General features: G+C 67.9%; 13 protein-coding genes. 9 read left to right on the top strand and 4 right to left on the bottom strand.

Features of this window, described 5'->3' with window-relative positions:
- Positions 1-18: 18 nt before the first annotated feature.
- On the bottom strand, positions 19-633 hold the full coding sequence (gene cmk, locus FGL94_RS02095; protein ID WP_144920466.1) for a (d)CMP kinase: 615 nt from the start codon (positions 631-633) through the stop codon (positions 19-21).
- 133 nt (positions 634-766) lie between these two features.
- Between cmk and FGL94_RS02090 the strand changes: the two genes are divergently transcribed.
- The gene (locus FGL94_RS02090) at positions 767-3,592 is read left to right on the top strand and encodes an ATP-dependent helicase (protein WP_144920463.1); all 2,826 of its coding nucleotides are present in this window, start codon (positions 767-769) and stop codon (positions 3,590-3,592) included.
- A gap of 243 nt (positions 3,593-3,835) precedes the next feature.
- A complete protein-coding gene (locus tag FGL94_RS02085) occupies positions 3,836-3,991 on the top strand; it encodes a rubrerythrin-like domain-containing protein (RefSeq protein ID WP_144920462.1) in 156 nt (51 codons plus the stop codon).
- A 150-nt stretch (positions 3,992-4,141) separates the two neighbouring features.
- On the opposite strand, the gene FGL94_RS02080 is transcribed toward FGL94_RS02085, so the two are convergent.
- Positions 4,142-4,375, bottom strand: a complete 234-nt coding sequence (locus tag FGL94_RS02080; protein WP_144920460.1) for a hypothetical protein — start codon at positions 4,373-4,375, stop codon at positions 4,142-4,144.
- A gap of 84 nt (positions 4,376-4,459) precedes the next feature.
- On the bottom strand, positions 4,460-5,443 hold the full coding sequence (locus tag FGL94_RS02075; RefSeq protein ID WP_144920458.1) for a formyltetrahydrofolate deformylase: 984 nt from the start codon (positions 5,441-5,443) through the stop codon (positions 4,460-4,462).
- A gap of 180 nt (positions 5,444-5,623) precedes the next feature.
- On the opposite strand from FGL94_RS02075, the gene purS reads away from it, so the two are divergent.
- Together purS and purQ are read left to right on the top strand one after the other, a co-directional pair.
- Complete coding sequence (gene purS, locus FGL94_RS02070) at positions 5,624-5,875, top strand: phosphoribosylformylglycinamidine synthase subunit PurS (RefSeq protein ID WP_144920456.1); 252 nt, start codon at positions 5,624-5,626, stop codon at positions 5,873-5,875.
- Between the two features lie 70 nt (positions 5,876-5,945).
- Positions 5,946-6,623, top strand: coding sequence for a phosphoribosylformylglycinamidine synthase I (gene purQ / locus FGL94_RS02065; protein WP_144920454.1), 678 nt, complete (start codon positions 5,946-5,948; stop codon positions 6,621-6,623).
- A gap of 39 nt (positions 6,624-6,662) precedes the next feature.
- Here purQ and FGL94_RS02060 read toward each other — a convergent pair whose 3' ends face one another.
- The gene (locus FGL94_RS02060; protein WP_241659105.1) at positions 6,663-7,139 is read right to left on the bottom strand and encodes an SHOCT domain-containing protein; all 477 of its coding nucleotides are present in this window, start codon (positions 7,137-7,139) and stop codon (positions 6,663-6,665) included.
- A 142-nt stretch (positions 7,140-7,281) separates the two neighbouring features.
- Here FGL94_RS02060 and FGL94_RS02055 point away from each other — a divergent pair, with 142 nt between their 5' ends.
- From FGL94_RS02055 to ilvD, 5 genes are all read left to right on the top strand, one after another.
- Positions 7,282-7,674, top strand: coding sequence for a VOC family protein (locus FGL94_RS02055; protein ID WP_144920452.1), 393 nt, complete (start codon positions 7,282-7,284; stop codon positions 7,672-7,674).
- Between the two features lie 97 nt (positions 7,675-7,771).
- Entirely contained in the window at positions 7,772-8,131 is a 360-nt protein-coding gene (locus FGL94_RS02050; RefSeq protein ID WP_144920450.1) for a MarR family transcriptional regulator, read from the top strand.
- A complete protein-coding gene (locus tag FGL94_RS02045; protein WP_144920448.1) occupies positions 8,128-8,469 on the top strand; it encodes a PemK-like protein in 342 nt (113 codons plus the stop codon). The genes FGL94_RS02050 and FGL94_RS02045 overlap by 4 nt, the downstream gene beginning before the upstream one ends.
- A 119-nt stretch (positions 8,470-8,588) precedes the next feature.
- The gene (locus FGL94_RS02040) at positions 8,589-9,671 is read left to right on the top strand and encodes a type I restriction enzyme HsdR N-terminal domain-containing protein (RefSeq protein ID WP_144920446.1); all 1,083 of its coding nucleotides are present in this window, start codon (positions 8,589-8,591) and stop codon (positions 9,669-9,671) included.
- Between the two features lie 83 nt (positions 9,672-9,754).
- Positions 9,755-11,542, top strand: a complete 1,788-nt coding sequence (ilvD, locus tag FGL94_RS02035) for a dihydroxy-acid dehydratase (protein WP_144920444.1) — start codon at positions 9,755-9,757, stop codon at positions 11,540-11,542.
- The last annotated feature ends 31 nt before the right edge of the window (positions 11,543-11,573 follow it).

The following is an 11,573-nucleotide window of genomic DNA, read 5'->3' as shown; positions in this document are numbered from 1 at the left end:
AACGCGGTGACCGGGTAGTTAGATATCGAAGTCCGGCGTGTCGAACGCGCCCTCGTCGGACTCCACGTCGTATCCCTCGATCGCGGTGAGCGCCAGGTCCAGCGTCGCCTCGGCGTCCCAGCGCCCGGTGTTGATCGCGAGGTCGTAGATGGACCGGTCGGACAGGTCGATCCCGTAGTACGACTGGTAGCGCTGCTCTTCGATCACCTCGCGGACCTGCATCTCCGATGTCATCTCCTCGCGGTCGAGGGTTCGGTCGGCGCGCACCTCGTCGGGCGCGTCGAGCCAGATCCGCATGTCGGCGCGGTTCCCGGCGATCCAGCCGGCGAGCCGCGACTCGAGGACGAACGCCTTGTTCGCGGTCCCCCACTTCTCGGCGATCCGGCGGAGCCGCCTGTCGAGCGCGCGGTCGATCTCCTCCGACTCGCCGGCCTTCGCGATCAGCTGCGAGAGGCTCATGTCGCGCTCGGCCGCGATCTCGCGGAACAGCTCGCCGCCGGAGACGTAGCCGCAGTCGAGCGCGGCCGCGATCCCCTTCACCAGCGTCGTCGCGCCGCAGCCCGGCGGCCCCGAGACGGTGACGAAGAGGTTCCGGTCGATCTCCCGTTCCGGCGTCGCCGAGGTTCCACTCATACGTGCGGCGCCACGGGCGGACCCCGGATAAACGGGGCGGTTCGCGTGAAAACGGGGCGGATCGCGGGCTCACGGACCGCTCCGCGTCGCATCCGACGTAACCGCTTTCCCGCGGCGCGCCCAGTGACCGACAGTGAGCGAACTCACGGACAGCGACTCGGACGGAGGCGGGGAGCGCTCCGAGCCGTCGGCGCGAGCGCTCCTCCGCGAGACCCTCTCGGGCGATGACGCGCCAGCCGTCGAGTTCGACCCGGAGACGGTTCCGATCCCCGACACCGACGTGCTCGGTCGGCTCTCGCCGCCGGTCCGCCGGTGGTGGGTCTCGCAGTTCGCCCCGCACGTCGACGAGAACGGCGGCCTGTTCACGCCGCCGCAGCGCGGAGCGATCCCTCACGTCGACGCCGGAGAGAACTGCCTCGTCGCCGCGCCGACTGGGAGCGGGAAGACGCTCGCCGCCTTCACCGCGGTCCTCGACGACCTCTTCGCGCGCGATCGGGCCGACGAGCTGGAGAACTCCGTCTACTGCCTGTACGTCTCCCCGCTGAAGTCGCTCGCGAACGACATCGAGCGCAACCTCGAAGCGCCGCTCGACGGGATCGCGAGAGAGCTATCGGCCGAGGGCGAGGACGAGGAAGGCGCTCCCGGCCCCGGCGTTCGCCAGGCGATCCGCCACGGCGACACGAGCGAGGGCGATCGACGAGCGATGCTGGAGGAGACGCCGCACGTGCTCAACACCACGCCGGAGACGCTGGCGATCCTGCTCAACGCGCCGCGGTTCAGAGAGAAGCTCCGCACCGTCGAGTACGTCGTCGTCGACGAGATCCACGCGCTGGCGGGGAACAAGCGCGGCACCCACCTCTCGGTGTCGCTGGAGCGGCTGACGGAGCTGGCCGACGGCTCGCCGACCCGGATCGGCTGTTCCGCGACGGTCGAGCCGCTCGACGAGGTCGCCGACTTCCTCGTCGGGCGCGAGCGCGTCGCCGGCGAGGTCGGCGAGACGGGCGGGTTCGGCCCTCGCGACTGCGAGGTCGTGGACGCCCGGTTCGGCCGCGAGTTCGATCTGCAACTCCGGACGCCGGCGGCCGATCTCGTCTACACTTCCGACTCCGTCGTCACCGACCGGTTCTACGACGCGCTCCACGAGCTGATCGAGAACCACGAGAACACGCTGGTGTTCGCGAACTCGCGGTCGGGCGCCGAGCGCACCCTCCGGGAGCTCCGCGAGCGGTTCGACTACGACGAGTCGGACTCGGGCTGTCACCACGGGAGCCTCGGCGAGGGCCAGCGCACCCGGATCGAGGAGGGGTTGAAGGCGGGCACGCTGGACGTGGTGACCACCTCGACGAGCCTCGAACTCGGCATCGACATGCCCCACCTCGATCTGGTCGTGCAGGTGGGGTCGCCGAAGTCGGTCGCGGCGCTGCTCCAGCGCGTCGGCCGCGCGGGCCACAGCCCCGGCGAGACCGTCGAGGGGCGGGTGTTCGCGCTCGACCGCGACGAGCTGGTCGAGTGCGCGGCGATGCTCGCCCGCGCCGAGGCGGGGTTCGTCGACGGCGTGTCGCTCCCCGAGGGCGCCGCCGACGTGGCCGCCCAACACGTCTACGGGATGGCGATCAACCGGGTCCGCCCCGACCGGGAGATCCGCGAGGTCCTCCGACGCGCGCATCCGTACCGCGCGTTCGGGACCGACGAGTACGAGCGGCTCATGCGGTACCTCACCGGCGACCACGAGGGGCTGGCGGACCGGAACGTCTACCCGAAGGTGTGGCGCGACGCGAACGACCCGCCGGACGGCGAGCATCACCGCGAGGAGTACCCGGTCGGCGAGACGCTCGTCGGCAAGCGCGGACGGCTCGCGCGGGTCATCTACATGACGAACGTCGGGACGATCCCCGACTCGTTCGGTTGCGACGTGGTCACCCGCGACGGCGAGCCGGTCGGGACGCTCGACGAGAACTACCTCGACACGCTCGCCCCGGGCGACGTGTTCGCGCTCGGCGGCGAGCGGTTCGCGTTTCGCTATCGCCGCGGCTCGAAGGTGTACGCCGACCGGACCGACGAGCGCCCGACGGTCCCCACGTGGTACGCCGAGCGGCTCCCGCTGTCGGCCGACCTCGCGTCCGAGGTGCTCGCGTTTCAGGCCGACCTGCTCGACCGGCTGGAGCGCGGCGGTCCCCCCGCGGTCCGCGCGTGGCTGCGGGAGCTCCCGATCGACGGGAACTCGGTGCGAGCGATCACCCGCATGTACGACGAGCAGGTCGCGTACGCGGGCGCTGAGAGCGTGTCGACCCCGTCGCGACTCGCCGTCGAGGAGGTGCTCGACCGCGACGCGTACAAGCGCCGGTTCCACGTCCACGCGACGTACGGCCGGCGGTTCAACGAGGGCCTCTCGCGGCTGGTCGCCGCCGAGTGCCGGGCCCGCACCGACGCCGAGCCGACGGTGGCGGTCGCCGACCGCGGGTTCAGCCTCGCGCTCCCGCTGAATCGCAAGGTCGACGTGGCCGGAATCCTCCGCGATTTGGACCCCGAGGCGGTCCGCGGGGACCTCCGGGCGGCGCTGCGGGGGACCGACCTCCTCCAGCGCTACTTCCGGATCAACGCGACGCGCTCGCTCATGATCCTCAAGCGGTACAAGGGACATGAGAAGTCGGCGGCCGAACAGCAGGTGTCCGCGGAGACGCTGCTCTCGCTCGCGGAGGGGCTCGACGACTTCGCGGTGATCGAGGAGACGTACCGCGAGCTGTTAGACGACCGGCTCGACGCCTCTCGGATCCGCGCGGTCGCCGAGCGGATCGACGAGGGCGACCTCTCCGTCGTCGATCAGGCCGTCGACTCGCCGACCCCGCTCGCGTTCGGGCTCGCGACGCTCGTCGATTCGGACGCGGTGCTCGCGGGCGACGAGTCGGCGGCCCTTCGAGAGTTCCACGACCGGGTGCGGACGGCGATAGACGATTCGTAGAGGCTCTTGCCGCCGTTGAATCCCTTATCACGCGACAGATTCCGCGATGGTTGCGATCGATGCAGGTGATCCACATACCGACGGGTGTCTCCGATCTATCCACACTCCGCCAGAAACTGCGTGCGAGATACAGAACGTGAGTTCGACAGCATGGCATCTACGAGCGGGAGCGGAGGTGATTTTATCCCCTTATATACCTCTTACCATTAATATTTCAAGGCGGGCACCCGAATACCGTGTCGTATGCCTCACGGACAAGACGTCGAGAACGAGAATGACCCGACAAGCGCCTCCACCTACGAGTGCTTGGAATGTGGCGCCATTGTCGAATCGGACGCCCATCCCGGCACATGTGACTGTGGCGGCGATTTCCAGAATCGCGCGAAATCACTCGAATAACTCCGATCCACTCGCAGTTGTACCGAGCTGAGGAGCAACGAGACTTGCTCTGCAAAATACGCGCCCCGTATCTCGCACGACTACTGAGACGTCTCTCTGAGCCGGGAGAGTCCTTGGCGATCAATACGAACTCTTCAGCAACCGGTCGTTTCAGTTAACCCCCTGTCGGAAAATACGGCTCAACAGGTTGGAGCTCCCCGGCCGCGGCAGCCCCGGCGGGAGCACGTCCGGGAGCCAGTCGAGGAGGGAGACGGTGTAGTGGAGGAACACGGCGAGCGCGGCGACCGACAGGAGCACTAAGAAGAGCAGGATCATGCGCTCGTCGCTGCGCACGACCGCGCTGGCGTCGGCGACGAACCGGCGGAGGGCTCGCTGCGATCGCATAGGCGGCGATACGTCTCGCGAGCGCTTAAAGAGGCAGGCGCTTCTCGCGGGCGCTTCCCGCGGGTGCGCCAAAACGAAACCGGCTCAGTCGCTCTCGGCGGTCGGTACCTGCGACCGCGACAGCGGCTCGCCGTCGACCGGCTCGTCCGGGTTCGCGTCGACCGCGGCCTCGCTCAGCCCCAGTTGGGCGTCGACGTCGGCGTCCTCGCGGACGTGGACCGTGCCGCGGTGGATCGCGATCCCGTCCGCGAGGTGGAGCCGGACCGCGTCGAGCAGCACGTCGGCCTCGAGGGGCTGCCCGCGGCGCTTGATCTCGGCGACGTCGGCGCCCGGGGGCACGTCGAAGGCGCGCTGGGCGATCACCGGTCCCTGATCGAGGTCGGTGGTCACGTAGTGGGCGGTGACGCCCGCGATGCGAACGCCCGCGTCCTTCGCCTGGCGGTACGCCTCCGCGCCGGGAAACGCCGGCAGGAGGGAGGGGTGGACGTTGATGATCCGGCCCTCGTAGCGGAAGACGACCTCCGGCGAGAGGATGCGCATGTAGCGGGCCAGGGCGATCAGGTCCACGTCGTACTCGGCCAGCAGGTCGAGGAGGCGCTCCTCGTCCGTGTTGCCGTTGCCGTCGCCCACGTCGTAGAAGGGCTTGTCGTAGCGCTCCGCGAGCGACCGGAGGTCGCCGCGGTTGCCGATCACGACCGGGATCTCGGCCTCCTCGCCGTCGTCGGCCAGATCGCCGTTGGCCTCGGCCTCCAGCAACGCCTCGGGCGCGTGGGTCTCCTTCGTGACCAGGAGCGCGATCCGACGGGCGTCGCGGTCGCTCGGGAACCGGACTTGGATGTCGACGTCGAGCTCGCGGCCGAGCTCGGCGAGCGCGCGCCGGAGCTCGCCCCGAGAGGTCTCCAGCTCGGAGGCGTCCACGCGGGTCGTCATCCGGAAGACGCCCTCGCGGACCGCCTGATCGAGGTCCTCGATGTTGATCCCCCGCTCGAACAGCAGGGAGGTGACCCGCGCGATGAGTCCGGTCTTGTCTCCTCCGACGACCGTGATTTCGGTCAGTTCGCGGGTCATGCGACGATCACCTCCGATGGTTCGAGCGGCTGCATACAGCCGATGGAGAACACGGAGGGGTTTGCCCCTTTCGCTCCGCGCCGGCCCTGCCGCCCGCACGATCGACCGGAGCATATCCACGAATGTGTATATAAATGACATTCCAAAACGGTTTTTACACACGACCCCGCACTACCGAACATGACGGCATACACCGCGACGGTGACGGTCCGCCTGAAGCGGGGCGTCCTCGATCCGGAGGCCGAGACGACCCAGCAGGCCCTCGAACGCCTCGGGTTCGAGCTGTCGGACCTCCGGTCGGCGGACCGGTTCGAAGTCGACCTCGACGCCGCCGACGCCGACGAGGCCGCCGAGCGCGCCGACGAGATGGCCGAGCGGCTGCTCGCGAACCCGACGATCCACGACTACGAGGTCGCGGTCGCGGAGCGATGACGGTCGCCGTCTCGACGACGACGATCGTCACCGGCGCGGGTCTCGCGGCCGCCCACCCGAGGTGGTCGGCGTGACGGTCGCCGTCGTCCAGTTCGGCGGTTCGAACTGCGACCGCGACGCGGTCCGCGCGCTCGAACACGTCGGCGTCGACGCCGAGCGCGTCTGGCACGAGGACGGCCTTCCGACCGACGCCGAGGGGATCGTGCTCCCCGGCGGGTTCTCCTACGGCGACTACCTCCGCGCCGGCGCGATGGCGGCTCGGTCCCCGATCATGGAGGAGGTCCGCGCCGCGGCCGCCGACGGCGTCCCCGTGATCGGCGTCTGCAACGGCGCGCAGATCGGTTCGGAGTCCGGGCTCACTCCCGGCGCGTTCACCACCAACGCCTCCGCGCGCTTCCAGTGCGAACCCGTCCACCTGCGCGTCGAGCGCGCGGACACGCCGTGGACCGCCGCCTACGACGAGGGCGACGTGATCGAGGTCCCCATCGCGCACGGCGAGGGGCGCTTCGAGATAAGCGAGGCGGCCCACGCCGACCTCGTCGCCGACGACCGCGTCCTCTTCCGCTACTGCGACGCCGACGGAAACGTCACCGACGCGGCCAACCCCAACGGCTCCACCGACAACGTCGCCGGCGTGCTGGGCGAGCGCGAGACGGTCGCCGTGCTGATGCCCCACCCGGAGCGCGCCACGCTCCCCGATCTCGGCCGGAGCACGGACGGCGCGGGGATCCTCGAAGCGTTCGCCTGACCGGCTCGACAGTTCGCCGTCCGTTCCCGCCCTCGCCGACTACCGATCGTACGCCGGATCCGCGCGATCTCGCGATTCCCCATCGACAGCGGCGGCCCCGTCGTCCGCCTCCTCGTCCGCGAGCTCTCGTTCCAGCGCCCGTTCGAACTCCGTCTCGCTGAGCTCTCCCTCCGTATACTTCCGCTTGACCCGCTCTATCGGGCCCTCGTCGACGGCGTCCTGACGGGCGTCCCGATCTTCCGTCTCGGCCGCTCCGTCGGCGGACAGCGCCCGAACTCCGACGTATGCGAGGGCGAGGAGCGCCACGAGGAACAGTAGCATGAACAGGAACGGGGCGATTCCCGGTCCGGCCGCGCCGCCCATTCCGCCCATCATTCCCATCGACCCCGCCCCGGTCGTCGCGCCCGCGGTCCCCGCGGTGGGAACCCCGGCGAGGAGCACGGCGAGCGCGACCCCGCCGAGCGCGGTGAGACCGACGGCCGCCGCGATCCGTCCGTCGTGGCCGATCGTAGTCATGCGTGATCGTTCCACGGCTACACATATATAGGGCGCGCTCGGTCTCACCGGCTCGGAGTCCGACCGTCCGATTCGGAGTCCGACGATCTGATTCGGGTTCCGACCGTCTCACTTTTTCACGTTTGCGACCGAACTCGGCCCCATGCAGGCACGCCACATCGACCACGTCAACCTCCGGATCCCCGCCGACGGCGTCGGCGACGCCCGGGAGTTCTACGGCGAGCGGCTCGGCTTCGGGATCGAGGACGGGCCGTACGCGGCCGGCGAGAAGCCCTTCTTCGACGTACGGCTGTCGGCGACTGCTGTGATCCACTGCTGGCCGACCGAGGAGTTCGAGCCGCCGACGGCGACGAACTACGACCACGTCGCCGTCGTCGTCGAGGAGTCGGCCGACGAGATCGAGGGCGAACTGGACGCGGCGGGCGTCGAGATCGAGAAGTCGCTCGACGAGCCGCTCGGCGCGGCCGGCGAGTCCCCCGCCGTGTACGTCCGGGACCCGTTCGGGTACCGTGTGGAGTTGAAAGCGCGGGTGTGAGTCTGCTCCGCCCTCGTGAGACGAGAGTTTCTCAGGAATCACACCAAACGCACCAACACACCAAACAGCTATTGGCCGACAGTACCAACAGTCGCGTATGTCGAGCGGCACTATCGATATCGACGAGTTCGAGAGCGCCGACGACGGCGAGTTCGAAACGCAGAACGACACCGAACGGATCGTGTTGTTCCTCGATCGGAACGACGACCGCGCGTGGAAGGCGGCGACGATCGCCGAGCGACTCGGGCTGGAGACGGACGCCGTCAGCGCGATCCTCTCCCGACTGAAGGAACGAGATCTCGTGCGTCACAAGAGCCCGTACTGGGCGATCACGGACGATACGGACCGGCTCCGAGCTGCGTACCGGCTCCACCGACACCACGAGGGTGCAGACGAACAGTACGGTGAGGAACGCCTCGAAGAGCTACGGACCGACGAGATGGAGGAGGTCCAGTGACTGCGTTCGAGGAGTTAGAACGCGGTGACATCGTCTGGGGAACCGATCCGCTTTCGGACAAGGGCCGTCCGATGCTCGTTCTGGGAGCGCCGCGGCTCTCTAACCACGGCGTCCAACTCATCACTGTCCTACTCTCCACGAAAACCTACCATGAAGAGTCGATCACGCTTCGAGACGACGACTACGAGGGAGACCCTCTCGGGAAGCGAAGTCACGCCCTCCCTTGGTCGATCGCGACTCTCAACAGCGCCACTGAGGTAGAACTTCGCATGACCTGCCTTGTCGACGAACGGATCGAAGATGTCGCGGCACGGACTGGCGGCTACATCGCTTCCTGAGTGGCTGATGGGGACCAGGGTGTGTTTCCGCCGGCCAAGATACGATGGCACTCGTACTGGTGTGTCAGAGTCATCAACGTTTCACTTTTAAGAGGATGCGCGACCGAAATTTCGGAAAGATGGACGAGGAGACGGTGTCGGACTACGTCGAACGCTCCCGGTCACTCGTCGAGTCGTCCCCGCAGATGGACGAGCAGAACACTCGGGCGCGGCTTATAGACCCGTTTATACGGGACGTTCTCGGCTGGGACTTCTACTCGACCGGGATCGAGATGGAGTACTCGGTCCAGATGGGGTCGTCGAAGAAGAAGGTCGACTACGCGCTGTTCGCCGACGGTTCACCGGCGGTGTTCGTCGAGGCGAAAGGCTGTGACACGACGATCAGCGATACGCACGCCGACCAACTACGGAGCTACATGCGACAGGAGTGGGTCGATTGGGGACTTCTCACGAACGGGAAGTCGTTCGTCGTGTTTCGACTTCGAAAAGATGGTGGCCACCCCGATGTAGAACGTCTCGGAGAGGCTGAGCTAGCGGACCTCACGGCGAACGACTGGATGCTCGCCGCACTGTCCGAAGAGTCGATCCAATCGGGAACCTCGACGGAGATCTATCAGCGGGTGGAACGCCGACAGAACGCGATCGCGGCGCTGTCCGAACAGAAGGACGAAATCGCGGAATCCATCCGCGAGACGGTCGTGGATCAGGTCGGAGAGGTCGTCTCACAGCCGGCGGAGTCGCTCTCGAAGACCCTCGTCGACGACTTGATCGCGGAACTGGAACGGGATCGCGAAGACGGTACTCGACCGACCACCCAGACCGGCGCCGAGAGCCCGAACTCATCGTCGACCACCGAGTCAGATAGTGCTGGAAAGTACGGAATCCAGATCGGTGCCTCTGGCAAGACGACGGGATTCTCGGGTGATACGCAAACTGAAGCGATGGCGGCCGTCGTCAATTTTCTCATAAGCGATCACGATCTGATCGACGAGCTCTCGCCGCTTCCCTTTGTCCCGGGTGAAAAGAACGCGATGTTACACGATCAGCCGGTGAATCCAACAGGGGAGGAAATGCGGTTCTACGAGGAAGTCGGCGATGGGTATTACCTGAACGCGAACCTCTCGAAAGACGCAAAAAAGCGACAACTCCGGCGGTTCGCCGACGCTTGCGGCGTCGAGATCTCCTTCGACGGCGAGTGGTAGCCTCCACCCCGAATCGGTTCGCCTCACGGAGCAACCCTCGCCCCGTTGCGTCCGTTTAAGACCCCCGAGTGACAGGATGGAGTATGAGCGAACAGCAGCCGCGGTCAGAGGGAGAGGACTCCCGAGGTCGCAACGATGCGGACCGGTTCGCAGGCGAGAAGGACGAGGACTTGCGGAGCAGAGACGTGACGGAGGGGGCGGACAAGGCCCCGCACCGCGCGATGTTCCGAGCGATGGGGTTCGACGACGAGGACCTCTCCTCGCCCATCATCGGCGTGCCGAACCCGGCGGCCGACATCACGCCGTGTAACGTCCACCTCGACGACGTGGCGGACGCCGCGATCGACGGGATCGACGCGGCGGGCGGGATGCCGATCGAGTTCGGGACGATCACCATCTCCGACGCCATCTCGATGGGGACCGAGGGGATGAAGGCGAGCCTCATCTCCCGCGAGGTGATCGCCGACTCCGTCGAGCTGGTCTCCTTCGGCGAGCGCATGGACGCGCTGGTGACCGTCGCCGGCTGTGACAAGAACCTCCCCGGGATGCTGATGGCGTCGATCCGCACCGATCTGCCCTCCGTGTTCCTCTACGGCGGCTCGATCATGCCCGGCCAACACGACGGCCGCGACGTGACCATCGTGCAGGTGTTCGAGGGCGTCGGCGCCTACGCCGAAGGCGACATGAGCGGCGAGGAGCTCGACGACCTGGAGCGCCACGCCTGCCCCGGAGCGGGCTCCTGCGGCGGGATGTTCACGGCGAACACGATGGCCTCCATCTCCGAGGCGCTCGGGATGGCGCCGCTCGGCTCCGCCTCCGCGCCCGCCGAGGACCCGGAGCGCTACGAGGTCGCCGAGCGCGCGGGCGAGCTCGCCCTGGAGTGTATCGAGGAGGACCGCCGCCCCTCGGACATCCTCTCGCGGGAGTCGTTCGAGAACGCGATCGCGCTCCAGACCGCCATCGGCGGCTCCACGAACGGCGTGCTCCACCTGCTCGCGCTGGCGGCCGAGGCCGACGTGGACCTCTCGATCGAGGACTTCGACGAGATCTCGCGGCGCACCCCGAAGATCGCGGACCTCCAGCCCGGCGGGAGCCGCGTGATGAACGACCTCCACGAGATCGGCGGCGTGCCGGTCGTGCTCCGTCGCCTGCTGGAGGCCGACCTCCTCCACGGCGACGCGATGACCGTCACCGGACGCACTCTCGCCGAGGAGCTCGACGAGCTGGAGGAGCGCGGCGCGCTTCCGGACGACGACGAGATCGAGGCCGACTTCCTCTACACCGTCGACGACCCCAAGGAGGACGAGGGCGCCATCAAGGTCCTCGACGGCAACCTCGCGCCCAACGGCTCGGTCCTGAAGGTGACCGGCGACGACGAGTTCTACCACGAGGGACCGGCCCGCGTGTTCGAGAACGAGGAGGACGCGATGGAGTACGTCCAGTCGGGCGCGGTCGACTCCGGCGACGTGATCGTGATCCGCAACGAGGGGCCGACCGGCGGCCCGGGGATGCGCGAGATGCTCGGCGTCACCGCCGCCGTCGTCGGCGCGGGCCACGAGGACGACGTGGCGCTGCTCACCGACGGCCGCTTCTCCGGCGCGACCCGCGGCCCGATGATCGGTCACGTCGCGCCCGAGGCGGCCGACGGCGGCCCGATCGGGCTCATCGAGGACGGTGACCACGTCACCGTCGACATTCCGGAGCGCGACCTCTCGGTCGGTCTCAGCGAGGAGGAGCTCGCCGAGCGACGCGAGGAGTGGAAGGCGCCGGAACCGCAGTACGAGGGCGGTATCCTCGCGAAGTACGCCCGCGACTTCGCCGGCGCGTCCGACGGCGCCGTGACGAACCCGCGCCTGACCCGCGACTTATAAGGAAGCGAACGGCCGTCTCCGAGCGTTTATA

This window comes from Halorubrum salsamenti (assembly GCF_007671685.1).
Lineage (GTDB): Archaea > Halobacteriota > Halobacteria > Halobacteriales > Haloferacaceae > Halorubrum > Halorubrum salsamenti.
The sequence above is the reverse complement of the archived record's forward strand: the minus strand, read 5'-3'. Positions and strand labels throughout refer to the sequence as shown.

Bases quoted from the DNA above. Each gene is read 5' to 3' on its own strand.
- ilvD (WP_144920444.1), top strand. From the start codon at position 9,755: ATGAGCGAACAGCAGCCGCGGTCAGAGGGAGAGGACTCCCGAGGTCGC.
- FGL94_RS02040 (WP_144920446.1), top strand. From the start codon at position 8,589: ATGGACGAGGAGACGGTGTCGGACTACGTCGAACGCTCCCGGTCACTC.
- FGL94_RS02080 (WP_144920460.1), bottom strand. From the start codon at position 4,375: ATGCGATCGCAGCGAGCCCTCCGCCGGTTCGTCGCCGACGCCAGCGCG.
- FGL94_RS02060 (WP_241659105.1), bottom strand. From the start codon at position 7,139: ATGACTACGATCGGCCACGACGGACGGATCGCGGCGGCCGTCGGTCTC.
- FGL94_RS02050 (WP_144920450.1), top strand. From the start codon at position 7,772: ATGTCGAGCGGCACTATCGATATCGACGAGTTCGAGAGCGCCGACGAC.
- FGL94_RS02055 (WP_144920452.1), top strand. From the start codon at position 7,282: ATGCAGGCACGCCACATCGACCACGTCAACCTCCGGATCCCCGCCGAC.
- purS (WP_144920456.1), top strand. From the start codon at position 5,624: ATGACGGCATACACCGCGACGGTGACGGTCCGCCTGAAGCGGGGCGTC.
- FGL94_RS02085 (WP_144920462.1), top strand. From the start codon at position 3,836: ATGCCTCACGGACAAGACGTCGAGAACGAGAATGACCCGACAAGCGCC.
- FGL94_RS02075 (WP_144920458.1), bottom strand. From the start codon at position 5,443: ATGACCCGCGAACTGACCGAAATCACGGTCGTCGGAGGAGACAAGACC.
- cmk (WP_144920466.1), bottom strand. From the start codon at position 633: ATGAGTGGAACCTCGGCGACGCCGGAACGGGAGATCGACCGGAACCTC.